Genomic DNA, 24,131 nt, shown 5'->3' on the forward strand with positions numbered 1-24,131 from the left:
GGAGACTCGCCCCAAATTGTAGTTTGGGGCGAGGACTATTAGAATTCGTTGTTTTACAGATTGGGGTTGTTACAATGTAGAACTTATATGCGTACTTATTGCTTGTTTTTTATTGTTATCTTTTTTGGTGGATGCCAATTAAGTTCAGAAGAGAAGAGTCGCAAAATATCTATTCCTTTTACAATTGTGGAAGGATATGGGCCATTTATTCCCTCGTTTGGTTTGCTGGGAGCAGAAGATAAACAATCTGTATGGGCAAAAACGTATGAAAACCCTAAAGGCATACCTAAAAATTGGCATCATGTAATTCAAGGTAATATTTGGTTAGATCCTTATCAGTTTGTCTATCAGCATTTTAAAAAAGGTAACATTGATAAGGGAATGTATGAATATTTACAACAGTCATGGAAGTGGGTTCCCGATACGACACAGCTAACCTCAACTTTTATTAGATGTTTTGTATATGCAGTAAGTGGGCGGGATAAAAATGGGAAACAATGGGTGATTGTTGATACAAATAACAATTTAGATTTTAGCGATGAAAAAGCATTTGAGCCTGAACAACTTGTCTTTGGTAAGAATGAATTTTCTACTAAAAATTTGCAAAGAGTACATTATGACCGTTTTACAAATGGGAAAGTTCTGGATGCAGATTTTCCATTAGTTATGAAGGTTTTTAAGGATGGTAATTTAGGGTATAATATTCCTCAATATGGAAAATGTAAATTAGGAGATTATACCATCGCTTTTCCTCGGAATAATTTTGTTTTTCAAAAGTGTGGGATTGTAGAAGAGACTGTAAACAAAACGTTTGAAAATAATCAACTTATAGAAATTGATAAATATTTGACATTAGGCGGGCTTTTGGGTAATAAATATAAGAACAAAGGAGTTAATTTTTATGCTCAAACCCTTCAATTAGAATCTGGTCATAACGAAAATGTCTATTCGTTTCAGAGTGGGTACTTATTAGAACCGTTTAAGGGCCAAGAGTTTGTTACACGAAAGGAAATACGTACCGATAATTACAAAGGCAAGTATTTATATGTTGATTTTTGGGGAACTTGGTGCCGTGGATGCGTTCAAGATATTCCTAAACTAGTCGATTTGTATCAAACATTAGATAAAACTAAAGTTGAATTTGTTGGTATAGCGGCGGGAGAGAATTCGCCTGAAAAATTGAGGAGTTTTTTAGAAAAGCATAAAGTTAAATGGCCACAAATACTCAATACTCCTCAAAATGACTTGGTGAAACAATATCATATCGATGCTTTCCCAACAACGGCTTTAATTGACCCAACTGGTAAAATTGTTCAAACGAATATCTCCGCAAAAGATTTGAAAGAAATTTTAGATAAAGAACTAAAATGAAATCGTAGGTACTGTTTCTGAATTTTTACGAGTCTTTGTTTAAATACCAACACTATGAAAAATATAATTTTGTTTTTTGTTTCATTTTCTTTCTATTTAAGTGCTAAGGGGCAAAAATTAAGTATTAGATTTTTGCCTGAAAAGCCGTCTTCTGGACAAAATATACATGTATTTTATAACACTACAGGTACTCCATTAGATACTTGTAAAAGTATTAAAGCGCTTGTGTATTTTGTAAGACCTGAAAATGATATATATGCTATCGAAATGGATTTTGATTCTGAGAACAACACTCAAATGCTTACTTTAAAGCCAGAAAATGATGTAGTAGGTATAGTGATAATTCCAACAAATCAGAGTTTTAATGTCCAGGATACTAATGGTAGTTTAGCCCATTACATCCTTTTACATGATGAAAAAGGGTTACCCTTAAAAGGAGGACACGCAGATGTAGGTATTGCTTATTGTAGATTAGTAAATAGTAATAGGTTAAATAATAGTGCTCTGAGCTTAGCCAGAGGACTGTTTGAGCAAGAGTTTGAGAAATATCCATCTTTAAAACGTAATTGGTATGTAAAATTTTACTTTAATACTTTAAATAATGATACAAAAAATTGTCAATTATTAGAAGAAGAACTAGAGAAGTTTTCTAATCTTGAAAATTTAAATGAAGATGAAATTCAAACATTAATAGAAAATTATAGAAAACTGAAAAATATAAACAAAGCTAATTATTTTTCTGATTTACAACGAACTAAGTTTCCAAATGATAATTATTCGATTCAGAATAAAGTAATGGAAGTTCAGGTAGAGTTTAATAAAGTATTAAAATTTGAAGAAAAACAGGCTATATACGAAAAATTAGTAAAGGATTATACTTATTTAAGAAATGAACTTGCAATTAAATATGTAAAAGCTACTCAGGTAATATTTCTTATGAGATTGTATAAAGATTATTTTGAAAGAGATAGATGGAGAGAGTGGTATCAATTGCTATTAGATGTGAATATTGAAGAAACTACTGCATCAATTTCAAATCTAGTTGCTTCAAATTTTTGTAATCAGGGTATTCATTTAGATATTGCTGAAAAGCTGATTATTAACTCAATAAATATTGCTGAGAGTGATTTGCTAAAACTGAATAATAATTCTTTTAAGTCATTTCTTACAAAACGAGAAATAGTTCAGTCAAAAGAAGAAAAACTTGCAAATTATTTGTGTACTTATGGTTCTATATTAAGGCGAAAGAATAAATGTGATGATGCTCTATATTTACTGAAAAAATCTGCAGTTGATTATGGAAAAAGACAGTTAGTTACTTGTAATGAAGTATATATTTTTGCCTTGCTAGAGTCAGGAATGAAAGAAGAAGCTGAACAAGAAATAAAAATTGTGATGAGCACAGGTAAAGCAAATGAAACAATTAGCAAAATGCTTAAAGAAATTTATCCGAAAGATATTGAAACAATTAAAAGTCAAGAGTATAAGTATTGGGAAAGTAGTGTAAAAAAACAAGTGATAAAGCAAGTGTCGCCTAAGTTTTCTTTAAGCAATAGAAAAAATGAAATTGTCAATTTGGAACAACTTAAAGGAAAAATTGTTGTTATTGATTTTTGGGCTACTTGGTGTGGGCCTTGTGTAGCTTCTTTTGATTCTTATTATGATATAATGAATAAGTACAACAATGATTCTACATTGACTTTTGTTTTTATTGATACGAAAGAAAAAGATTTAAAATATAGGCAGAAAGTAGAAGAAATAATGAAAAAGAAAGGCCAAGGTTTTAATGTTCTATTTGATGATACAGATGAAGTTGCACATAGTTTTGGGGTTACGAATTTGCCTACTAAATTTGTTATTGATAAAGAAGGGAATATTCGATTTAAAGACGTAGGATTTGATATAAATAAGTCAGATGAATTTGTAAAAAAATTGAGTTGGGTAATTGAACTGTTGAAAGAAGAGTCTTTTCAAAAATAAAATTCTTTATTACCCCGTTGTCCGCAGTCTTCAGTAGAGCAGTGCGCACAACGGGGTGATTTTTTGTCTTATGCAAGACTTTGTCCAATCGGTAAGTGTGTGCTTAGCACAACCCTGTTCCAAAGGTTGATGGTAATGATGGCAGTGATAATATCTGCAATTTGGGCTTCGCTAAAAAACTGTAAGGCGTTTGAATAGGTTTCGTCTGATAATCCCTTTTGATGGATCAACGTTATTTCTTCCGTTATTGTCAATACTATTTTTTCTTCATCTGTAAAAATACCCTCAGCTTCTCTCCAGGCATTCAATAGAAAAATACGCTGATTTGTTTCCCCATTTTTAATTGCATCTTGCGTGTGAACGTTGATACAATAGGCACAACCGTTGATTTGTGAAGCACGTATTTTTATGAGTTCTTTGGTTGTTTTAGACATGGAAGCCTTTGAAAGATACATTTCTAAACCAATCATCGCTTTTAGTGCATTGGGTGCAACTTCCTTAATGTTAAATCGTTTTTGCATTGTAGTATTCTTTTAAAATTGTTCAATGCAAAGTTGAAAAATGGGAAACCGAAAAAACTTAAACTGGTTTAAGAAATACTTTTCTTTCGTATTTCGCCTAAATATTCGGGAGTGCGCGCCCCCGTTGTGCTCGCTACACACAACATGGGGGAGTTTGTGGCGAAAGTAGGTTTCAGTTTGAGACGGGGCAACTTCGGCACTAAATAAAAGAAATTGCTGTTGGTGAGAAGGATAGGGACAAAATCCATCTTACATTCAACTCCTTTTTGCTACTAAATGGCCCCCAAAAACAAACTTCCCCAACCCACCCTCAAAGACCGTTTTGCGGCACTCAAGTATTTACCCCCGTTTTTTAAGGAAATTTGGAATACCCATCCGTGGATGACCGCGGGCAATGGATTGCTGCGTTTGGTACGTTCGGCTATCCCTTTTGGTACGTTGTATTTGGGAAAATTGATCATTGATGAGGTAGTAAGGTTAATCAATTCCCACTCGACGGATACCTCTTGGTTGTTGTGGTTGATTGGCCTTGAGCTTGGGTTGGCGGTGTTGTCGGATGGCCTTAACCGTGCTACGTCGTTGCTCGATGCGCTTTTGGGCGATTTGCACGCCAATCGTTCTTCCATTCAAATCATGGAGCACGCCGCTACCCTCGATTTGGCGCAATTTGAAGACCCCGTTTTTTACGATAAACTCGAACGCGCCCGTCAGCAAACCGTCGGACGGACGGCCTTGTTGGCCCAAACGTTGGCGCAGTTTCAAGACATTATTACCATTGGTTTTCTGGGAGCGGGGTTGGTGGTGTTTAGTCCGTGGTTGATTTTGATACTGGTGTTGAGCATCTTACCCGCGTTTTTGGGAGAATTTTATTTCAACGCCGAAAGCTACGCCCTTTCTTACCAATGGACGCCCCAGCGCCGCGAGCTCGACTACCTGCGTTACGTAGGAGCGAGCAACGTGAACGCCAAAGAAGTGAAATTATTCAACTTGTCGAAATTTCTGACCGACCGCTTTCGGGAAGTGTCGAGCGGGTATTACCAGCAAAACAAAAAATTGGCGTTGCGACGGGCGTTTTGGGGCGCCCTGTTGACGGCCGTGGGGACGGCGGGCTACTACGGTGCTTATGGGTACATTGGGCTGGAAACCGTCAAAGGAAGCATTACGTTGGGGAGTTTAACGTTTTTAGCTGGGTCGTTTCGGCAGCTAAAATCGTCGCTTGAAGGGATTTTGAACCGTTTTACGAGCATTTCGCAGGGGGCATTGTACCTCAAAGATTTTTTCAATTTCTTTCACCTCCAACCCGAGGTGGCTTCGCCGCTGCATCCGCGTCCATTCCCGAGTGTTATTCAGGAAGGTTTTGTGTTTGAAAATGTCAGTTTTCGCTACCCGAATGCCTCAAAGTGGGTGTTTCAGGACCTCAATTTTACCCTAAAAAAAGGCGAAAAGCTGGCGATTGTGGGTGAAAATGGGGCTGGAAAAACGACCCTTGTAAAATTGTTGACCCGCTTGTACGACCCCACCGAAGGCCGTATTTTGTTGGATGGTGTGGATTTGCGCGAGTACGATTTGGGTGAATTGCAACGCCACATTGGGGTGATTTTTCAGGATTATATTCGTTTGATGATGACCGCGCAGGCCAACATTGCCGTGGGCGACATCGAGCATATCCACGAACTCCCGCGGGTGCAAACCGCCGCCGAACGGAGTTTGGCCGCTAGTTTGATTCAAAAATTTCCAAACGGCTTGCAGCAGGTGTTGGGACGGCATTTTAGCGGAGGGACGGAGTTGTCGGGCGGAGAATGGCAAAAAATTGCCTTGGCCCGCGCCTACATGCGGGATTCTGAATTGTTGATTTTGGACGAACCCACCGCTGCCTTGGACGCCCGCGCCGAATACGAGGTGTTTCAGCGTTTCGCGGAGTTGACCCGAGGAAAAATGGCTTTGCTGATTTCGCACCGTTTCTCCACCGTCCGCATGGCCGACCGTATCATTGTGATTGAAAACGGAGAGTTGTTGGAATCGGGGAGCCACGAAACGTTGATGGCGCAAAAAGGCCGCTATGCCGAGTTGTTTCAACTGCAAGCGAGAGGATATAATTAGAATGTCGAGTGACCCTCCCGAAAGTTTCAAACTTTCGGGAGGGTTTCATTACAGCAACTTTCGGAAGGGTTTTATGGAGGTTGGGCTTACCTACCTACGGACTCGGGCGTTGACTTTAATTCGGCCTGGCGTTACCTTTTGGTATTTTTTGAACACAATCACAAACTTAATCGGAGTGGTGTAGCCCAAAAGGTCAGAAACTTGCTTTACCGAATACCGACCGCTCTCAAGAAGCTCGCGTGCTTGTTGCATTTTGTGCTCCATAAAGTACTGATGGTAAGGTGTTTGGTACAAGCTTTTGAACACACTTTTAAATTTGCTTGGACTTACTTTAAACGAGCTTGAAACTTCATCAATGGATGGTATTTTAAAAGAAAAATCAGAAACAATTTGTTCGTGTAATTGCTGAATTTTTTCTACAAACTCATCCTTAAATACATATATCTCCTTGGAAGTATTGGTAGGGGCGTTCGTTGTGGATGTGTTGATTAAAGTGGGGTAAATTCCTGTAGAAGAATGAATACAACTAAACGGAATTCGATGCTCAATAAGGAGCCGCAGAACTTGGCTTGAATCACTTTCGGAAATAACGATGTTAACGTGGTCATAAGTGGGAGACGGCATAGGAATATTTGTAATGGTTCCTGAGTTCATAAGTATAATTGTTTAAAGAAAAGAGGATTAGCAATAGAATAGGGCACTAGATACTAAATACTTTGCAAATAAGTGTTGAGTTGTTCGTGTTCTTCGAGTTGTAATTTTTTCTTAATACGTACCCGAGATAATGTAACGCTTTTGGGGCTTACTCCCAGAATTTGAGCTACTTGCTTGGGCGATAGATTAATTTTTAAATAGGCGCAATGTTTTAGGTCTAGTTCGGTAATTGAGCTTGAACGTTGACGAAGTACTTCAAAAAAATGAGGTGACACTGCTTCAAAATGAAGCTTAAACTTATCCCACTCATTTTCATCATTGGTATTGCTATCAATGGTTTTTAAAAGGTGTTTTATCTTGGCTCGTAAGCTAGGTTCGGCGTTTTCGTTGAGTTGCTCAATTTCTTTTTTGATGTTTTGTAACAAATCACTTTGTTGGCTCAAATGCAGCGTGGTTGTGGCGAGTTTTCGCTGTTCAAAATCAATTTTTTGCTGTAATTTATCTTGTTCTAATTGGGTAAGTTGTTTGGAAAGTTGCTGATTCCGATAAATCAAAAAGCCCAAAGTTAGGGCAGTCAACAATATACAAACACCAATCACGATGGCGTATTTTAGCCGAATGTTGGCTGCCTGAACCTCTTCGTCTTTTTGCGCAAGTTCAAAGTTTGTTCGTTTGGCAACGGAGGTGTAAGTGCGCTCACTTGAATAAACGGAGTCACGCATTTTGATAGATTTCTGACTATTTATGTACGCATTTTTAAAGTCACCAATTGTAAAATAGTAACTTGTCAACAGATTATGCGCCCAAATCTTGGTCGAAGCAAATCGTGCTTTTTTATAAAATGTCAAAAAACTCTTTTCTGCCTTCTCGTAGTTTTTTTGTTTCAGGTAAATCGTGCCAAGAATACCATCAATTTCGCCCGCATTGAACGGATGTGGGTGCACCTTGTACAATTTTTCGGCGGTGAGAATGGCCTTCAAGGCATCGTCATAGCGCTTTAATTCGAGGAGTGCAATAGCGTATTCGTAGTAATGATTTCCGCATTCGTTAGGGGTATTTTGTTGGCATGTAGCAATGGCTTGTTGGTGAAATGTAATTGCTTTGTTAAAATTTTCTTGACGAGAAAATACCGAGCCTAAGGCGCTTTTTGCAATACTTTCTTCGAGAAATAATTGGTTCTTTTTTGCTAGTTCATTTGCCTGTAAAAAATAATACTTTGCTGTTTCAGTGTCACTTATTTCATAATGATAATACCCCATGTCATGATAAAAACGAAAAATGGTTTTAACCGTAAATGCTGAGGGATTTGATTGGATGATTTTTTCAACAGTAAGTAAATAATCTAAACACGTATCACATTCTTTGGTTGTTTCGACAATGAGTAAGTCTGCTTGGACTTGTCCCTCTAAATAGCCTATTTTTCGGGCAGCCGAGGCCGCTTTTTTTGCATATTCATTGGCAACTGTGTTGTTGTACCAAAAGTGATAGGTTTCGGCGTATCCCAGCAGACAAATGACCTGTGCCAATGCTGAATTGGGATGTTGTTCCTGAAACTTTTTTACCAATGAAAACGCCTTGCTTGAGTCTATGGCACTATAGGTTTCAATTTCTGCCTTGGCTGCCAGCCATTCTTTGGGCATTTGGTCGAAGCCTGCGTTATCATCTTTTGTACAGTTATTTACCCCCAAACAAAGTATTGCAAATAACAGCCATATTTTGCACTTTTGATATACCTTTTGGGCGATGATAGCCATTTGTAACCTATCATTATGGTTAAAAGGTTGTTCTATTAGGCCATTTTTGGCTTTTTTGTTTTGGAATACACTACTTGTCTTAGTTGACACCATCTATGTTTTGAATGAATCTGAATATACCATTGAACAAATCGTTTGCAAAGTAGTTTGAGCAGTGCCCATAAATTTCCCTAAAACATTTTTGTAGCATGAAACTCAAGCAGAGCTTCAACGCAGAAAAGCATATAGCTGATGCCTAATAAAATGCGTTAGTCAACGTGAAAGTATTGAAAATGATACTTATGCAAAACAAATGAGGAATAAAAAATATACGAATAGATAGTTTGGTAAAATAACATAGATATGAAAAGTGTAATATTGCAATGATTTTAAAATAAAAATATACTTGCGTGTATATACTTTGAAAAATTCTAGCTTTTGTAATAAATAAGTCATATTAAAAGACATACTTTCTTGATCTTGTGAGGTGTTATATTTTGTTTTTGTTAGGATGCTTATTAAGTGCTTTTTCGGGAAAGAGTCAGACGTCTCCCGTGCTTCATTACAGGGAATCGAAGACAATTTCGCTGGGAAGCTATCTTCAGTTTTATGAAGATAAAAGCCGACTGTTTGGTATAGAACAACTTCAAAAATTGCCATCAAAAGCGTTTCAAAAAAACACTAAAACGGCTCCTAATTTTGGCGTCCGTAACTCAAAAGTATGGTTGAAGGCATCGGTCGAAAACCATTCGACAGGAAGCCTTTATTTGCTTTGTGATGAAGAGAATATTTTCAGAATAGAAGTGTATGTTATCGACCAAAAAGGCGCAATTCGCTACTATAAAACGGGTTTTTTGGAAAAATACAACAGCCGATTTTTCCAAAATAATCAGCTGACAGTACCGCTGGGTACACATCCTCAAACAGTTTATATTGGTATAAGTGGCGATGCTACTTTGTTGGCATCGATGTACGTGGCGTCGGAGAAAGCACTGGCGAGCTGGCAGCACTGGAACGATACTTTTGAAGGTGCCTTTTTGGGATGGATGTTGCTGGTGTTTTTGTATAATTTATTCATTTTCGTACAATTACGCGAGCGCCTTTATCTTACCTATTGCGTTTATGTGATTACGTGTACGTTTGTGGTGATTCGACTCGAAGGGATTGGTTTTGACTTACTTTGGCCCGAGTGTCCGTCCTTTAATCGTTGGATAGACACCCCGTCGGTAGTTAATACGTGGTTGGTCATTTTGTTTGCGATGCAGTTTCTTCAAACCAAGGCCATTGTGCCGCGGCTGCATCGCATCCTACAAGTATATTTGGGGATGCTATCTTGCTTGCCGCTGCTTGAATTTTATAATGTTCGTCCGTTGTCTAATAACCTTACAATGCTCTCGTTTTTGATAAGTTGTGCTTTGCTGATGACAACCGCCACCACCGTTTTTTGGAAGGGACTACGACAAGCTCGGTTTTATTTGTTGGGGTGGACGGTATTTCTTGGCTCGGTGGTCGTCATTACGTTGTGGAAAATGGGAATTATTACGAGTACTCATTTTTTGGTCTATAATGCTTTTCCCATTGGAACAATGTTAGAGGCAGCGCTTTTCTCTTTTGCACTGGCCGACCGTATTCGTATTTTTCGCCAAGAAGCCGACGATGCGCGTTCGTTGTCGCTGAAACGTTTGGAAGAAAACGAAAAGTTATTGGCTGAATACCAACGAGTTCAGGAGCGAAACCGTCAATTGCAAGAGAAAGATTCCCAGGGTATTTCCCAAGATGCGCCCCAACCGCTCAAGCGCCTATCGGTGCCGTCGATGAACGGGGTGCTGTTGTTGCCGTTATCGGATATTATTCACGTGCAAGCGATGGGAAGTTATTGCACTATTTTTTTGACGAATCAGAAAAAAGTGATGGCTTCCAAGCCATTGGCGGATTTTGAACCATTTTTGGTGGAAAATGAATTTATGCGGGTACACAAATCGCACCTTATAAACTTACGTCAGGTCGTACGGTATGTGAAAGGCGACGGCGGAACCCTCGTCATGACCGATGAAAGCGAGGTAAGTGTGTCGCGTACGAAAAAGGCAGAGCTACTCGCAATTTTAGGGATTTGACGTACCTTTGCACTTATTAAAGGCTAAATCCCTTTCAAATGCATCAATCATTACAACTCACATTGCCACCCGACGTGGCACTCGACGACGCTGCTTTTCAACAACATGTGGTTCGTCATTTGGGGCTACAACAAGCCGAAACCCTCACAATTCGCAAACTAAAGCAGTCGATTGACGCCCGCTCGCGGCAGGTAAAAGTCAACGTGTCGGTGGAGGTGTATGCCGATGAAGCCGCTCCGCCAGCGATTTCTTACCAAAAAAGCTACCCCGACATATCCCAAAAGCCTACTGTGGTGATTGTGGGGTGTGGGCCTGCGGGGATGTTTGCGGCATTGCGCCTGATTGAATTGGGCTACAGACCCATCGTGCTAGAGCGCGGAAAGGACGTGCGAGCGCGTCGGCGCGATTTGGCAGCGATTAACAAAGAGCACATCGTGGACCCCGATTCCAATTATTGTTTTGGCGAAGGGGGAGCGGGGACGTATTCCGACGGGAAATTATATACTCGTTCCAACAAAAGGGGAGATGTACGACGAATTTTGGAAATCTTGGTGGCGCACGGGGCTACCGACCAAATTTTATACGATGCCCATCCGCACATTGGCACCAACAAACTTCCACCGCTGATTGCCGACATGCGCGAAAGCATTTTGCAAGCAGGCGGAGAAGTGCATTTTAACACCCGAGTGGCCGATTTTATACTTGATAACCAGTCTGAAGCGATGCGCGGTGTCATCACGTCCGACGGTAAAGAATACGTGGGATTGGGGGTGATTTTGGCGACGGGACACTCAGCTCGCGATATTTTTGAACTGTGTCATCAACGAGGTGTGTACATTGAAAGTAAACCTTTTGCCGTAGGGGTGAGGATTGAACACGCCCAAAGCCTGATTGATTCGGTACAGTACCATTGTGACGATCGAGGGGCGTATTTGCCCGCGGCGTCGTACAGTTTGGTGACCCAAACCCGCGTCAATGGTGTGCAGCGGGGGGTGTTTTCGTTTTGTATGTGTCCAGGTGGGTTCATTGTCCCAGCGGCCACGGCGCCAGGCGAGTTGGTGGTGAATGGCATGTCGCCTTCACGGCGCGATTCCCGTTTTGCCAATTCGGGCATGGTGGTGAGCATCGAAGAAGCCGATTTAAAGCCGTTTGCCAAGTTTGGGCCGTTGGCAGGGCTTGAACTTCAAAAGAAAATTGAACAAAAAGCCTGTGCCATCACGGGGGGCGGGCAAGTAGCGCCTGCGCAACGGGTGCAGGATTTTATCAAACAGCGTACGTCCAGCAGTTTGTTGGAAACTTCTTACCAGCCTGGGTTGCAGTCGCTGGATTTACGCGAGTATTTGCCGCCGCACATTGCCGAGCCGCTGCGGTTGGGGTTACAAGATTTTGGAAAAAAAATAAAAGGATACGTTTCAAATGAGGCACAGTTGATTGGAGCCGAAAGTCGGACGTCGTCGCCCGTGCGCATCCCCCGCGACCGCGAAACGGCTGAACATATTCAAACCAAGCGCCTCTTTCCGTGTGGCGAAGGCGCGGGCTACGCGGGCGGTATCATGTCAGCGGCCTTAGACGGTACGTTTGTGGCGGAGTGCTTGGTGAAGCTTTATGGGAAGTAGTTTTTTTGTCATGTCAGGTGTGCGTTGGGATTCTCCAATCCCAACGCAGGGGTTGCTTACAACCCCGATTGTCTTCGGTTGTTGCCTCGCGGGGATTTGAGAATCTCCGCCCACAGCTAGAAAGTATTCTTCCCGATGGCACGTGCGGACACTCGTTTTGTAAAAGAATGTTGAATCGTGTGTTAGGATTCTCAAGGTGTGCGTTGGGATTCTCAAATCCAAACGAAGGGGTTGCTTACAACCCCGATTGTCTTCGGTTGTTGCCTCGCGGGGATTTGAGAATCTCCGCCCACAGCTAGAAAGTATTCTTCCCGATGGCACGTGCGGACGCTCGTTTTGTAAAAGAATGTTGAATCGTGCGTTGGGATTCTCAAATCCAAACGAAGGGGTTGCTCACAACCCCGATTGTCTTCGGTTGTTGCCTCGCGGGGATTTGAGAATCCCCACCCACCATAAGCAGCATTAATTTTTTTACCCTTCAGGCAACCCATTTTCGTTCTTCTGCATTTCTATCATTGAAACCAAACGAAGCAAACCCGTGTATCGCTGGCAGAAAGTTGTTGAAATGTGCAAAGAAAACAACCGATTCGCGCAGAATAGGCTGTACGAGGGCTTTGCCGCGCGATTGTTTCGGCTTTGTATGCGTTACGTTCGGCACAGCCAAGACGCGGAAGAAGTATTGATGAATGGTTTTTTGAAGTTTTTTAGAGGCTTGCCCGATTTTGACTACCGCGATGACTACAGCCTAGAAGCGTGGCTCAAACGTATCATGGTCAACGAAGCCCTCATGCACCTTCGTCAACAAAAGGCATTTCCCGTATTTACGGATACCGACGAAGCGGATAGCGCTTATCAAATAGAATCTCCCGAGACGTCGATTGATGCCGAAGCCATTTATGCCGCACTGCTCGAATTGCCCGCAGGTTACCGAATGGTGTTCAATTTGTACGTCGTTGAAGGATTTAAACACGAAGAAATCGCCCAACAACTGAACATTAATGTTGGCACTTCCAAGTCGCAGTTGAGCAAAGCAAGGGCCATGTTACAACAACTTTTAAAACAAAGAGGCTATGAGCAATACGGAACGATTTGACGAATGGGTGAGGGGAGAACTGGACAGCCTCGATAGTCCACCCGAAAACTTTCGCTCGGGGATGGTTTGGCAGCAATTACAGGCTGAACTCCATCCTGTTGCAAAAGAAAAACCATGGTTGGGCCGTCAAAAAGGGGACATTCGTTACCACATTGCCGCAGCGGTAGGGCTACTGCTGTTGGTAGGAGGAATAGGCTGGAGAATGCAGTGGTTTGTTGGTAAAAGTACGGATACTCAAGTAGCAAACCAGCGCGTTGAGGTGCTGTCAAACCAGCCTTTGGTTACGGTAATAAAAGCAAATACTAGCCTAAAAACGACGCCCGAACGGTCGATTGTTCGCAAAAAATTAGAAGTGGCACCATCGACTGCACCCCACCTTGCGCCCACTCCGACTCTTTCTGAACCCGAGCCAAACCACGAAGTAGCACTTTCAGCCGTTGAAGTTGAAGCTGTGACGGTGGCCAAGGTGGAGACCGTTCCCACAACTCCCGAAGTAGCTGCGGCGTCGATGCCCGAAGCGAGTCAGCCACCTGCGGCAAAACCGTCCCGCTTTTCTATTACCAAAAACAAAATCAAGCCTTCGTTTAAAATTGTCCATGCCAACGAATTGGCTGATTATCACAAAGTTGAAATGGCTGAAGCCCGCGAAAAGGAGGCCAAAGCCAAAGGGTTTGTGGTGATTAACTGGCAAACCAACAGCAGTAATCAGTCGGGAAGTAGCATCATGACGTCCCTTAGAAAAAAAGATTAAAACACTCAAAATCCTGTAATTACCATGAAAACCCTCATCACAACGATGCTCGCAGTGGGCATCCTTAGCCACGCTTTTGCCCAAAATTTGCCAGGAACAAAACCTTGGGTACTCGAAAAGCACAGTCGTTACCAATTTGACTTGGAAAAAGGGAATAAGCTGATTGTGTATGCCCCCAACGTGCGGAGCTTACAACAATTTCAAAACATTGACTCTACCCTTGCATTGTTTATCAGGGATTTTAAGAAAATAAAAACGGGTCTGGAAGAAACGACCAATGCGCGTACGGTCATCTACAAACCCCTTAGCAACGGGCAGTACCAACTGGATTTGAAAGAACATATCTCCGCCCAACAACGCTTCCAACTTAGGCCGCAGAGTCCAGAGCCTTTGTTGTTGAAAACCTCCCAAGATACGCTACTCATTGTACAAAATGAAAAAAGCGTGGTTATCCATGAATCGGTGTATTTTTGTTTTGTGCTGAACAACTTAGAAGATGCGGAGGGGCTTGTTGAAACTTCGACGGCCAATGCGCACATACGGAAGGCACTGGAGGATGTGAAAAAATACACGGGGCACGACCTGACCGACGAGCGGTTTTCATTTGAATACACCGACACGCCTTTGTCGGGAAGGATGTTTAGAAAAGTCCAAAACAAAAAAGAAGATTTTATCGCCGTTCACCCTTCGTTTGGTATTGGCGTATTTAGGAATGAATTGGTGCCCAACTCGCAAGTGGACTTTACGTTTGTTCCCAACAAATACAAAATGATAGGCTATACTTTGGGATGGCGCAGTATGTTTTTTACCGAGCGCAACGACCAGACCAGGCGTTTTACGACCCATAGCAATGGTTTTGTGCAGGTGGGCGTTACATTGTACGATTTTAGACGCCCCTCATCGAAACGCATAAATACCGAAAAAGTGCTGTTTGGTGCGTATTTGGGGCATTCGGTGACCAGAAACGGGTCTATTTTTGACAAAAACACTTGGAATTTTTCAATGACGGTCACGACCTATGGCATGTTTAAGATACAGCCTGAAATTTATTTTAACGGCTTCTTCAAAAGCGTCCAACCTGGTTTACGATTACAAATTGGGATTTAATCGTGCGTTGGGATTCTCTTTGTGGGTTGGGATTCTCCAATCCCAACGAAGGGGTTGCTCACAACCCCGATTGTCTTTGCTTGTTGCCTCGCGGGGATTTGAGAATCCCCGCCCACGGCTAGGAAGTATTCTTCCCGATGGTACGTGCGTACGCTCGTTTTGTAAAAGAATGTTGAATAGTGCGTTGGGATTCTCCAATCCCAACGAAGGGGTTGCTCACAACCCCGATTGTCTTCGGTTGCTGTCTCGCGGGGATTTGAGAATCCCCTCACACGGCTAGAAAGTATTCTCCCCGATGGCACGTGTGGATGCTCGTTTTGTAAAAGAATTTTTAATCGTGTGTTGGGATTCTCAAATCCCAACGAAGGGGTTGCTCACAACCCCGATTATATTCGGTTGTTGCGTCGCGGGGATTTGAGAATCCCCGCCCACGAGGCTCACGAGCTATTCCTCTTTCTCCATTACCCACAGAAGTCAATAGAAATTAGGGACATAGCGTCTGGTGCTTCTAAACAAAACGGTGAGACGGGCAGTTACACGGGTGCTGCGCTAAGCAATTATTTTGAAAATTGTGCAAAAAAATCATTAGTTTTTTGTAAAAAAAAGATTAATAAAAGCATAATACCGCTAAATTGCGCTTTCGTAAAAGTACTAGCAAAGTAACGATGCCGTTTCACGATTTTATACATCACCTCGAACAACAACTGCAGTTGCCACTGCCGGGGCAAGACGCGCATCTTAAAATGGCCTCTGCCAATAGGCTGCGGTTGAAAGCCCAACCTAACGAGAAAACGCGCCGCTCGGCCGTCTTGATTTTGTTTTATCCTTACCGCGATAAAATTTTTGCCCCCCTCATTCTTCGCCCTAAATACGACGGAGTACACGCAGGCCAAATGGCTTTTCCTGGAGGACGTTATGAAAAAACGGACGAAAACTTGATACGTACCGCATTGCGCGAAGCCCAAGAAGAAATTGGCATCAAAGCCGCCGACGTGAAGGTGTTGGGCAAACTGACGGAATTGTTTATTCCTCCCAGCAACTTCTATGTGCTGCCCGTGGTGGGCAAACTCCCCTACAAACCCGACTTTTACCCCGATCCGCGCGAAGTGGAGGCCGTTCTCGAAGTGAGCCTCGACGAACTGCTCGATGAAGGGGTGATAGGCCGCACGCAACTCGAAGTGCGTGGGGTTACCATCGAAACCCCTTTTTACGATATTCAGGGGCATAAAGTGTGGGGTGCTACCGCCATGATGATAAGCGAGTTGACGACGCTTCTTGGATAATATCCTTCTTTTAACAACTTTTAAGACCGACGTTTCGTCGGCTTTCTACCGAATTTGCTAATTTTGGCACGGCTTTCGTAGTAGAAAGCCAAAGTAGCAACCTAATTGGTGTCCCAATGTATTGATTGTAAACTCAAGACTTTTCACATTTCTACTAATTATTCATGTCTAAATTTAACCGAATAAACACCCTCTCTGGCTGGCTCGTATTTGCCATAGCGCTAGTCACTTATGTACTTACCGTAGAGCGTACAGCAAGCTTTTGGGATTGCGGCGAGTTTATCGCCTGTTCGTACAAACTCCAAGTACCACACCCTCCAGGAGCACCACTATTTTTGCTGATTGGCCGTCTGTTTTCGATGCTGGCCATGGGCGATGTCACCCAAGTAGCGTATTGGATCAACATGGTGTCGGTGGTATCAAGTGCTTTCACCATCCTATTTTTATTTTGGAGTATCACATTGTTGGCCCGCAAAATTTTGGGTAAACAAGACGACGAGCTTTCAATGGGCGAAATCATCGCCGTGGTAGGTTCTGGACTTGTGGGCTCATTGGCCTATACGTATTCTGATTCCTTTTGGTTTTCGGCTGTCGAAGCGGAGGTGTATGGTCTTTCGTCGTTCTTTACGGCCATCGTTATTTGGGCGGTGTTGAAGTGGGAACGCATCGAAGACGAAGCTGCGGCCAACCGTTGGTTGATTTTTACCTTCTATTTGGTAGGGTTGTCAATCGGCGTCCACTTGCTCAACTTGGTAACCTTGCCTGCGTTGGCGTTGGTGTATTATTTCAAAAAATACAAACCTACCTTGTGGGGTGGAATCGCTGCGTTTGTAGGAGGTTTGGTGGTGCTTGTGATCATCAACTCGGGAGTGATTGTGTGGTTGCCGTCGATTGCGGGTAAATTTGAAATTTTCTTTGTCAATACCTTAGGTACACCTTATTCGGTGGGTATCGTGGTGTTTTTGTTATTATTTGTGGGTACCTTGATTTGGGGAATCCGCTACACTGCTAAAAAAGAAAACGAAATTTGGAACGTGGCGTTGTTGTCATTTACGTTTGTTTTGATTGGCTACGCTTCTTACTTCTTGGTGTTGGTTCGTTCAAACTTCAATCCGCCAATCAACGAAAACGATCCAAGCGACGTCATTAGCTACGTTTCGTACCTAAAACGCGAGCAGTACGGTAGTCGTCCGTTGTTGTTTGGGCCTGTGTTTACGGCGCGTCCAATCAATTCGGAGCGCGGCGAGCCGATTTACCGTAAATCAAACGGTCGTTATGTCATTGCCGATTACCGTCCAGAATATGTATATGAGAAAAACCAACAAATGTTGTTCCCTCGCGTACACAGCAACCAAGGGAATCACCCGCAGTTGTACCGCGACAAGCTTAATTTGGCCGAAGGTCAAAAACCAAGCATGGGCGACAACCTGTCGTTTTTCTTCTCGCACCAGTTGGGGCACATGTACTGGCGTTATTTCTTGTGGAACTTTGTAGGCCGTGAAAGCGACGAAGAAGGCGCGGGTGGACTTCGTCCGTGGGATACCAACGAAGGGTTGCCTGATGTAATGGCTACCAATCGCGCTCGTGATAATTTCTACATGATTCCGTTTATTTTGGGCCTTTTAGGAATTGTCATTCAAGCCTTCCGCCGTCGTACCGATTTCTTGGTAACGGGCTTGTTATTCTTGATGATGGGGATTGCCCTCGTCGTTTACCTCAACTCTCCACCAGTAGAACCGCGCGAACGTGATTATATTTACGTGGGGTCGTTCTACATCTTTGCGTTCTGGATTGGGCTTGGGGTGCTATTCATTTACGATTTCTTGACCAAGTTTTTACCATCGGCTACTACCCGCGCGGGGATTGCTACTGCTTTAGGATTGTCGGCACCGTTGTTGATGGGGGCTAAAGGTTGGGATAACCACGACCGTAGCCACCGTTATCATTCGGTTGATTTTGCCAAAAACTTGTTAAATTCTTGCGCGCCAAACGCCATCTTATTTACAGGAGGTGATAACGATACCTTCCCACTTTGGTACGTACAAGAAGTAGAAGGCTTCCGTACCGACGTGCGCGTTTGTAACTTGAGCTTGTTGGGTACTGACTGGTACATTGGCCAAATGAAGCGCAAAACGTACGAGTCGCAGCCGCTACCTATTTCGTTGAATTACGAAAACTTTGCGGCGGGTAAAAACGACATTGTGCCTTTCTATGAAATGCCAGCTGTGAAAAACGGTATCAATTTGAAAGAATACATGTCGTTGGTAAAACAAAACAACGCGGCGATTCAGGTGCCATTGACGAGCGGCGAAATGACGAGCATCTTGCCATCGTCGGTGTTGGTGTTGGGTATTAATCCAGAACAAGTGCAAAAGATGAATATCCTTAAATCGGAGTTGGCGTCGTTTGTAAAAGATACCATGCAATGGAACATCGGTAAGCGCGATTTGTACAAGTCTGACCTTATTATGCTCGACATCATCGCGACCAACGATTGGAAGCGCCCGATTTATTTCTCAGGAACGTTGACCAACGAAAACTACCTCAACTTGAAAGAGTATATGCAGTTGGAAGGGTATGCGTATCGCTTGTTGCCAGTGCGTGTACCTGGCGCATCAGACGGTTACGTAAACACCGACATCATGAGCGAGAACTTGATGAAGAAGACCTTCTGGCGTGAGCTTGACAATGCCAATACGTACTACGACGGTACGTTCAAGGGCTCGCCAGCATTCTCGGCGCGTATTGCGTTCATGCGTCTAGTTGATCAGTTGATTCGTGAAGGAAAGATGGACAGAGCCAAAGCGGCGATGAACTTTATTTTGGCCAAAATGCCAGACAAGACCATTCCGTACGACCAGATTTCGGCCAACTACGTAGGGTTCTTGTTGAACTTGGGCGAAACCAAAAAAGGCCTTGACATTGCCAACACGATGGCTACGCGGGCAGAGTCGGTGTTGAAATACAACATTCAGCATCATTCAAATCAAGACAGCAATATCCAATTGTACATCCTTCAAACGCTTGCCAATGCGTGTCGTGAAGGAAAACAGGATGCCGCTGCCAAGAAATACGAGGCGCTGTTGCAACAATACATGACAGCACTCGGTGGCTAGTCGGTGACTACAATAAAAAAAAGGCTGCCCAACAAGGCAGCCTTTTTTATGGAAATGAGCGCTTATTTTTTGCCAGCGGCGAGGAGCAGAAGCACCCAGCCGATGATCATCAGTGTACCTCCAATGGGTGCAATGGCGCCAAAAGCACGAATGCCCGTAAAACAAATGGTGTACAACGAGCCCGAAAAAATAACAACACCCACTAAAAAGGCATAGCCCGACCAGTGGTAAAAGCGCTCTGCATTGACGGCGCAGTTTTGGAGCAAAATACCAATCAAAACGAGGCCAATGGCGTGGTAAAACTGGTATTTAACGGCCGTTTCGAAGGTGTCGGCTCGGCCGCTGGTTTCGAGCATGGCTTTGAGCGCATGGGCTCCGAAAGCCCCTAGCGCCACGGCAACTGCTCCTAATAAAGCACCTGCTTGGATGAAAAATTTATCATTCATATGAATTGAAAAAACGTTTTTGAACCAAAAATAGATTACTTTCTTTATAAATCCGTTTTTAGGCTAACTTTGTAGATAGAAACTTACCATAGGATTTTGACCTCCAACGGCATGAGCTTATCAGATTTTGTTACACTTTGGAAACATCGCTACCGAAAATATACCTACATAGCCCAAGAATACGTACTTGCATTTGCTACAATCGTACGTTTTTTGGGGTTAAAATTGTCTTTTTTGGGACGTAAAAAACTGGTGGCTATCATTCGTACGGAACATTTTGGCGACATTGTGGCGGCCGAACCCCTTGCGCGTCAGGTACGGGAAGCACACCCAAACGATTATATAGTGTGGGTTGTAAAGCCTGCTTTTAAAGAGTTGGTCGCGACCCATCCTGTCATCAATGAAGCTTGGGCGCAGCCTACGGTGTTACGCCGTTTGTTGGTTTTTAATTCAGGGGTTTTTGATAAAGTATATAACCTTGAATTTTGGCAAAGTAATTTGGACGCCATCAGCGGAAGGGTTCACAAAAACGAAGTGGCAGCTGCAAAAGATATAACCGTATTTAATTACTTTGAAAAAGGTAATTTGCTGACTATCTTTCAGTTGTGTGCAGAGTTGCCCGTCAAAGATGACGTGCCTCAATTGTACATTCCAGCGGCGGACGCGCAAAAAATTGCGAATTTAAACCTGCCCCAGAAACTAATTGTGATTCATTGCAGTTCCAATTATCCAGCCAAAGATTGGTCAGTTCCCAATTGGGAAAAGCTAATTTATTGGTTGATTGAAGACTTGGGCTATACGGTGGTAGAAATTGGGCTAAAAAGCAAAAATTCGGTGAGAAGCGCCAAGTACATGGATGCTTGCGGAAAGTATTCGTTGTTACAAACGGCGGAAATTATTCGTAGAGCTGAATATTTTATTGGAATAGACAGCGGGCCTGCTCATTTGGCAAATGCTGTAGGTACGTATGGTATATTACTTTTTGGTAAATTAAATAACTTCGATACGTACATGCCATACTCAGGCGACTATCAAAATGGCCGCAATGCTCGTTTGCTTTGGCAAACGGGTAAAACGTGTTCAGCGCTTGAATACCAATGGGTTCGGGGACAAATAGAGGCAATTTTGGCAAAAAGTTATAATGCACAGTTAACCGTTATCAGTTAATTGTTAACCGTGTGGGTTAAGTAGTTGTGCAAAATTAAACTGGATATAAAATTCCAGTTAGTGAATAGTAATCAGTACAAATAACGGTTAACAATTAACTGTACGTAAGCAATTAAGTAGTTTATTTTGACACAAATGGAAAACGATAAGTCCCATAATTTTCTTCGAAAAGGCACGTCAGGATATGGCTCGCGAGCGGCAAATAATAACCGCTGGTTGGAGTCGGGAGCGGGTGCAGGAAAACTTCCACCTCAAGCACTTGAGTTGGAAGAGGCAGTGCTGGGGGCTTTGATGATTGAAAAAGACGCGCTCAACGCGGTTATTGATATTTTAAAGTCGGACAGTTTTTATAAAGAAGCGCACCAACGCATCTATAATGCGATTATTACGCTCTTTACAAACTCTGAACCTATTGATTTGTTGACGGTTACGACTCAGCTGCGTCAATTGGGCGAGCTAGAAGTAGTGGGTGGAGCACAGTACATTACGGCCCTAACCACCAAAGTAAACTCCGCAGCGAACATCGAATACCACGCTCGGGTCATTGCGCAAGCGTCGATGAAGCGAGAAATGATTTCGGTGGCATCAAAGATTTTGCAAGATGCGTTTGAGGATACGACCGACGTTTTTACGCTGCTTGATACCGTAGAACAATCGCTTTTTAAAATTTCTGAATCCAATATTCGCAAGAATTACGCCGACATGAGCGCGCTCATGACCGAGGCATTACGCGAGTTGGAGCGCCGTCGCGAACAAAAAGACGGTCTGACGGGCGTCCCCTCAGGTTTTACGCAACTCGACCGCCTCACGTCGGGTTGGCAACCTACCGAATTGGTGATTCTTGCCGCTCGGCCAGCGATGGGTAAGTGTTTAGGAAAAGGCACAAAAGTAGTCATGTATGACGGTACGCTTCGCAACGTTGAGGATGTGCAAGTCGGCGATTTGTTGATGGGAGATGACTCTACACCTAGACGGGTGCTGTCATTGGCGCGAGGTAAAGAAAATATGTATTGGGTACACCAGAATAGAGGGATAAGCTATCGGGTGAATGAAAGCCATATTTTGTCCTTGAAACGTAGCAGAAATGAAGGGGGGCATCAAAAAGGTGATGTACTCAACATCGAAGTTCGCGATTACCTCAAAAAGTCAAATAAGTTTAAGAGTAATTACAAAGGTTATAAGGTTCCGATTGAGCTTTCAGAAAAAACTGTTGAAATAGACCCTTATTTTTTCGGAATTTGGCTAGGGGATGGGCATTCGTACAGTTCGCGCGTTACGAATACCGATGAAGAAGTGGTGGCGTATCTGGATACCTATGCGCATGAGTTAAATCTACAACTTGTCAAGTATCAGCAGAAGGGCAAAGCCCCTAATTATGGAATTACATCTGGTCAGAGAGGGTTAAAAACCGAAGTGTGTTTGCAGGAAGAACTTCGTCATTTGAATACGATTGGCAACAAACACATTCCTGACAGTTTTTTATATAATTCTTCCAAAAATCGCCTCAAGCTTTTGGCGGGCTTGATAGATAGTGATGGACACTATCAGAGTGATTATGATTGTTACGAAATCACCCAGAAAAACAAAAGATTGGCCGAACAAATCAAGTATTTGGGTGATTCTCTTGGGTTTAGGGTTTCTTTAAATGCCAAAAAGGCATCTATTAGCTCGATTGGCTACGAAACAGAAGTATATCGTGTCCGAATCAGTGGGGATTTGACCAAAATACCCGTAAAAATTGAGCGGAAAAAAGCACGAGAAAGACGAAGCAACATTGATTGGCGCGTAACGGGAGTCCAAGTGGAGTTTGATTGTTTTGATGACTATTATGGCTTTGAAATTGATGGGAATCACTTGTTTTTGTTGGAAGACATGACCGTGACGCACAACACGGCCTTCGTCGTTTCAAGCCTAAGAAATGCTGCCGTGGATTTTGGAATGCCCGTGGCGATTTTCTCTTTGGAGATGTCGGCGGTGCAGTTGGTCAATCGTATGATTTCGGCCGAAGCCGAGATTGACAGTGAAAAACTAAAGAAAGGAAACTTAGCCCCGCACGAGTGGACACAACTCCACCAACGCATCGACCGACTGATGCGCGCGCCTATCTATATTGATGACACCCCCGCCTTGTCGATTCTGGAGTTACGGGCCAAATGCCGCCGTTTGAAACAACAACACGACATTCAAATGGTCGTGATTGACTACTTGCAGCTTATGCAAGGCGATAGCAGCAAGGGGGCAGGAAACCGCGAACAAGAAATTGCGTCGATTTCGCGGGCGTTGAAAAACTTAGCCAAAGAACTGAATGTACCCGTGATTGCCTTGTCGCAGTTGAGTCGTGCCGTCGAAACCCGTGGTGGTGATAAGCGTCCGCAGCTGTCTGACTTACGTGAATCGGGCTCAATTGAGCAGGATGCGGACATGGTTGCGTTCTTGTATCGTCCTGAATATTATGGGTTTACGCAAGATGAAGCGGGTAATTCAGTACAAGGAGTAGGAGAAGTAATTGTCGCCAAAAACCGTAGTGGTTCGTTGGATACCATTCAGCTGCGGTTTATTGGTAAATACACCAAATTTGCCGATTTGGATAGTTTTTATGGCGCAGCTTCCTCGCCTACGCCATCGTTTAATCCAGAAGCCAGGGCACAAGCGGCGAGTTCGTTTGATACCCCACCTGCTTCGACGGGGGGAACTTTCAAAAGTAAAGCCAACGATTTGGGCGATATGGGGATGAACTTTCCACCCCCAAATCCGCTAGATGAGCCTCCGTTTTAGCTAAATACAACCTCATAACGCATCCCTTTTGCGCCAGGACCGATGGGCACCATAAAAAGTTGCACATCGCCCGCAGTGGGGTGCGTTAGAGTAAAAGTACCCTGTAAGTAATACTGACGCGTCATGTCTGTTTCAAACTCAAGCGTGAAAGGTTGACGGTAATTGCCGACACCAGTACTCCAGGCCGAAACGCGAGTGAGTTGAGCAGGGTGACTTGCTTCCGACGCAAAATGAATGGTAAAGTCCTGATTTAGATAAGGTTGAAAATCAGTAATTTGTAAGGTATCAATCATTTTCTACAAAA

The 24,131-nt window shown here is 43.2% G+C and carries 18 protein-coding genes; 12 read left to right on the forward strand and 6 right to left on the reverse strand.

Annotation, left to right across the window (positions count from 1 at the left end; genetic code table 11):
* The first annotated feature begins 87 nt into the window (after positions 1 to 87).
* The gene (locus tag AC23N5_RS27925) at positions 88 to 1,371 is read left to right on the forward strand and encodes a TlpA family protein disulfide reductase (RefSeq protein WP_487758043.1); all 1,284 of its coding nucleotides are present in this window, start codon (positions 88 to 90) and stop codon (positions 1,369 to 1,371) included.
* A 54-nt stretch (positions 1,372 to 1,425) separates the two neighbouring features.
* Complete coding sequence (locus AC23N5_RS27930; protein ID WP_487758044.1) at positions 1,426 to 3,351, forward strand: TlpA family protein disulfide reductase; 1,926 nt, start codon at positions 1,426 to 1,428, stop codon at positions 3,349 to 3,351.
* Between the two features lie 68 nt (positions 3,352 to 3,419).
* Here AC23N5_RS27930 and AC23N5_RS27935 read toward each other — a convergent pair whose 3' ends face one another.
* Positions 3,420 to 3,872 carry a carboxymuconolactone decarboxylase family protein gene (locus AC23N5_RS27935; RefSeq protein ID WP_487758045.1) on the reverse strand — a complete coding sequence of 151 codons (453 nt, stop codon included), beginning with the start codon at positions 3,870 to 3,872 and terminating at the stop codon, positions 3,420 to 3,422.
* Between the two features lie 276 nt (positions 3,873 to 4,148).
* Between AC23N5_RS27935 and AC23N5_RS27940 the strand changes: the two genes are divergently transcribed.
* Entirely contained in the window at positions 4,149 to 5,972 is a 1,824-nt protein-coding gene (locus AC23N5_RS27940) for an ABC transporter ATP-binding protein (RefSeq protein WP_487758046.1), read from the forward strand.
* 90 nt (positions 5,973 to 6,062) lie between these two features.
* Here the strand turns inward: AC23N5_RS27940 and AC23N5_RS27945 are convergent, their stop codons facing one another.
* Complete coding sequence (locus tag AC23N5_RS27945; protein WP_487758047.1) at positions 6,063 to 6,626, reverse strand: helix-turn-helix domain-containing protein; 564 nt, start codon at positions 6,624 to 6,626, stop codon at positions 6,063 to 6,065.
* Between the two features lie 53 nt (positions 6,627 to 6,679).
* Positions 6,680 to 8,380, reverse strand: a complete 1,701-nt coding sequence (locus tag AC23N5_RS27950; RefSeq protein WP_487758048.1) for a tetratricopeptide repeat protein — start codon at positions 8,378 to 8,380, stop codon at positions 6,680 to 6,682.
* Between the two features lie 533 nt (positions 8,381 to 8,913).
* On the opposite strand from AC23N5_RS27950, the gene AC23N5_RS27955 reads away from it, so the two are divergent.
* From AC23N5_RS27955 to AC23N5_RS27975, 5 genes are all read left to right on the forward strand, one after another.
* Positions 8,914 to 10,473: a 7TM diverse intracellular signaling domain-containing protein gene (locus AC23N5_RS27955; RefSeq protein WP_487758049.1), complete on the forward strand. Its 1,560-nt coding sequence runs from the start codon at positions 8,914 to 8,916 to the stop codon at positions 10,471 to 10,473.
* A gap of 38 nt (positions 10,474 to 10,511) precedes the next feature.
* Positions 10,512 to 12,089, forward strand: a complete 1,578-nt coding sequence (locus tag AC23N5_RS27960) for an NAD(P)/FAD-dependent oxidoreductase (protein WP_487758050.1) — start codon at positions 10,512 to 10,514, stop codon at positions 12,087 to 12,089.
* A gap of 538 nt (positions 12,090 to 12,627) precedes the next feature.
* Positions 12,628 to 13,182, forward strand: coding sequence for an RNA polymerase sigma factor (locus AC23N5_RS27965; RefSeq protein WP_487758051.1), 555 nt, complete (start codon positions 12,628 to 12,630; stop codon positions 13,180 to 13,182).
* Positions 13,160 to 13,933 (forward strand): hypothetical protein, encoded by a 774-nt coding sequence (locus tag AC23N5_RS27970; RefSeq protein ID WP_487758052.1) that lies wholly within the window; start codon positions 13,160 to 13,162, stop codon positions 13,931 to 13,933. The genes AC23N5_RS27965 and AC23N5_RS27970 overlap by 23 nt, the downstream gene beginning before the upstream one ends.
* A gap of 24 nt (positions 13,934 to 13,957) precedes the next feature.
* Entirely contained in the window at positions 13,958 to 15,040 is a 1,083-nt protein-coding gene (locus AC23N5_RS27975; RefSeq protein ID WP_487758053.1) for a hypothetical protein, read from the forward strand.
* Here the strand turns inward: AC23N5_RS27975 and AC23N5_RS27980 are convergent.
* Positions 15,037 to 15,312, reverse strand: a complete 276-nt coding sequence (locus tag AC23N5_RS27980) for a hypothetical protein (RefSeq protein WP_487758054.1) — start codon at positions 15,310 to 15,312, stop codon at positions 15,037 to 15,039. The two genes, AC23N5_RS27975 and AC23N5_RS27980, sit on opposite strands and share 4 nt — an antisense overlap.
* Before the next feature lie 393 nt (positions 15,313 to 15,705).
* Between AC23N5_RS27980 and AC23N5_RS27985 the strand changes: the two genes are divergently transcribed.
* Together AC23N5_RS27985 and AC23N5_RS27990 are read left to right on the forward strand one after the other, a co-directional pair.
* Positions 15,706 to 16,323 carry an NUDIX hydrolase gene (locus AC23N5_RS27985; RefSeq protein ID WP_183976662.1) on the forward strand — a complete coding sequence of 206 codons (618 nt, stop codon included), beginning with the start codon at positions 15,706 to 15,708 and terminating at the stop codon, positions 16,321 to 16,323.
* Between the two features lie 164 nt (positions 16,324 to 16,487).
* A complete protein-coding gene (locus tag AC23N5_RS27990) occupies positions 16,488 to 19,439 on the forward strand; it encodes a glycosyltransferase family 117 protein (protein ID WP_487758055.1) in 2,952 nt (983 codons plus the stop codon).
* A 62-nt stretch (positions 19,440 to 19,501) separates the two neighbouring features.
* Here the strand turns inward: AC23N5_RS27990 and AC23N5_RS27995 are convergent, their stop codons facing one another.
* Positions 19,502 to 19,885 carry a DUF423 domain-containing protein gene (locus tag AC23N5_RS27995; protein ID WP_487758056.1) on the reverse strand — a complete coding sequence of 128 codons (384 nt, stop codon included), beginning with the start codon at positions 19,883 to 19,885 and terminating at the stop codon, positions 19,502 to 19,504.
* Between the two features lie 111 nt (positions 19,886 to 19,996).
* Here AC23N5_RS27995 and AC23N5_RS28000 point away from each other — a divergent pair, with 111 nt between their 5' ends.
* Both AC23N5_RS28000 and dnaB read left to right on the forward strand, forming a co-directional pair.
* Positions 19,997 to 21,052, forward strand: a complete 1,056-nt coding sequence (locus AC23N5_RS28000) for a glycosyltransferase family 9 protein (protein WP_487758057.1) — start codon at positions 19,997 to 19,999, stop codon at positions 21,050 to 21,052.
* Between the two features lie 135 nt (positions 21,053 to 21,187).
* Complete coding sequence (gene dnaB / locus AC23N5_RS28005) at positions 21,188 to 23,827, forward strand: replicative DNA helicase (protein WP_487758058.1); 2,640 nt, start codon at positions 21,188 to 21,190, stop codon at positions 23,825 to 23,827.
* Here dnaB and AC23N5_RS28010 read toward each other — a convergent pair.
* Positions 23,824 to 24,120 carry a DUF6916 family protein gene (locus AC23N5_RS28010; protein WP_183976409.1) on the reverse strand — a complete coding sequence of 99 codons (297 nt, stop codon included), beginning with the start codon at positions 24,118 to 24,120 and terminating at the stop codon, positions 23,824 to 23,826. The two genes, dnaB and AC23N5_RS28010, sit on opposite strands and share 4 nt — an antisense overlap.
* Positions 24,121 to 24,131: the final 11 nt, after the last annotated feature.

The organism is Runella sp. R5_40 (assembly GCF_057652295.1).

Excerpts from the sequence above, each read along its gene's own strand:
- AC23N5_RS27925 (WP_487758043.1), top strand. The coding sequence starts at position 88 with ATGCGTACTTATTGCTTGTTTTTTATTGTTATCTTTTTTGGTGGATGC.
- AC23N5_RS27930 (WP_487758044.1), top strand. The coding sequence starts at position 1,426 with ATGAAAAATATAATTTTGTTTTTTGTTTCATTTTCTTTCTATTTAAGT.
- AC23N5_RS27935 (WP_487758045.1), bottom strand. The coding sequence starts at position 3,872 with ATGCAAAAACGATTTAACATTAAGGAAGTTGCACCCAATGCACTAAAA.
- AC23N5_RS27940 (WP_487758046.1), top strand. The coding sequence starts at position 4,149 with ATGGCCCCCAAAAACAAACTTCCCCAACCCACCCTCAAAGACCGTTTT.
- AC23N5_RS27945 (WP_487758047.1), bottom strand. The coding sequence starts at position 6,626 with ATGAACTCAGGAACCATTACAAATATTCCTATGCCGTCTCCCACTTAT.
- AC23N5_RS27950 (WP_487758048.1), bottom strand. The coding sequence starts at position 8,380 with ATGGCTATCATCGCCCAAAAGGTATATCAAAAGTGCAAAATATGGCTG.
- AC23N5_RS27960 (WP_487758050.1), top strand. The coding sequence starts at position 10,512 with ATGCATCAATCATTACAACTCACATTGCCACCCGACGTGGCACTCGAC.
- AC23N5_RS27970 (WP_487758052.1), top strand. The coding sequence starts at position 13,160 with ATGAGCAATACGGAACGATTTGACGAATGGGTGAGGGGAGAACTGGAC.
- AC23N5_RS27975 (WP_487758053.1), top strand. The coding sequence starts at position 13,958 with ATGAAAACCCTCATCACAACGATGCTCGCAGTGGGCATCCTTAGCCAC.
- AC23N5_RS27985 (WP_183976662.1), top strand. The coding sequence starts at position 15,706 with ATGCCGTTTCACGATTTTATACATCACCTCGAACAACAACTGCAGTTG.
- AC23N5_RS27990 (WP_487758055.1), top strand. The coding sequence starts at position 16,488 with ATGTCTAAATTTAACCGAATAAACACCCTCTCTGGCTGGCTCGTATTT.
- AC23N5_RS27995 (WP_487758056.1), bottom strand. The coding sequence starts at position 19,885 with ATGAATGATAAATTTTTCATCCAAGCAGGTGCTTTATTAGGAGCAGTT.
- AC23N5_RS28000 (WP_487758057.1), top strand. The coding sequence starts at position 19,997 with ATGAGCTTATCAGATTTTGTTACACTTTGGAAACATCGCTACCGAAAA.
- dnaB (WP_487758058.1), top strand. The coding sequence starts at position 21,188 with ATGGAAAACGATAAGTCCCATAATTTTCTTCGAAAAGGCACGTCAGGA.
- AC23N5_RS28010 (WP_183976409.1), bottom strand. The coding sequence starts at position 24,120 with ATGATTGATACCTTACAAATTACTGATTTTCAACCTTATCTAAATCAG.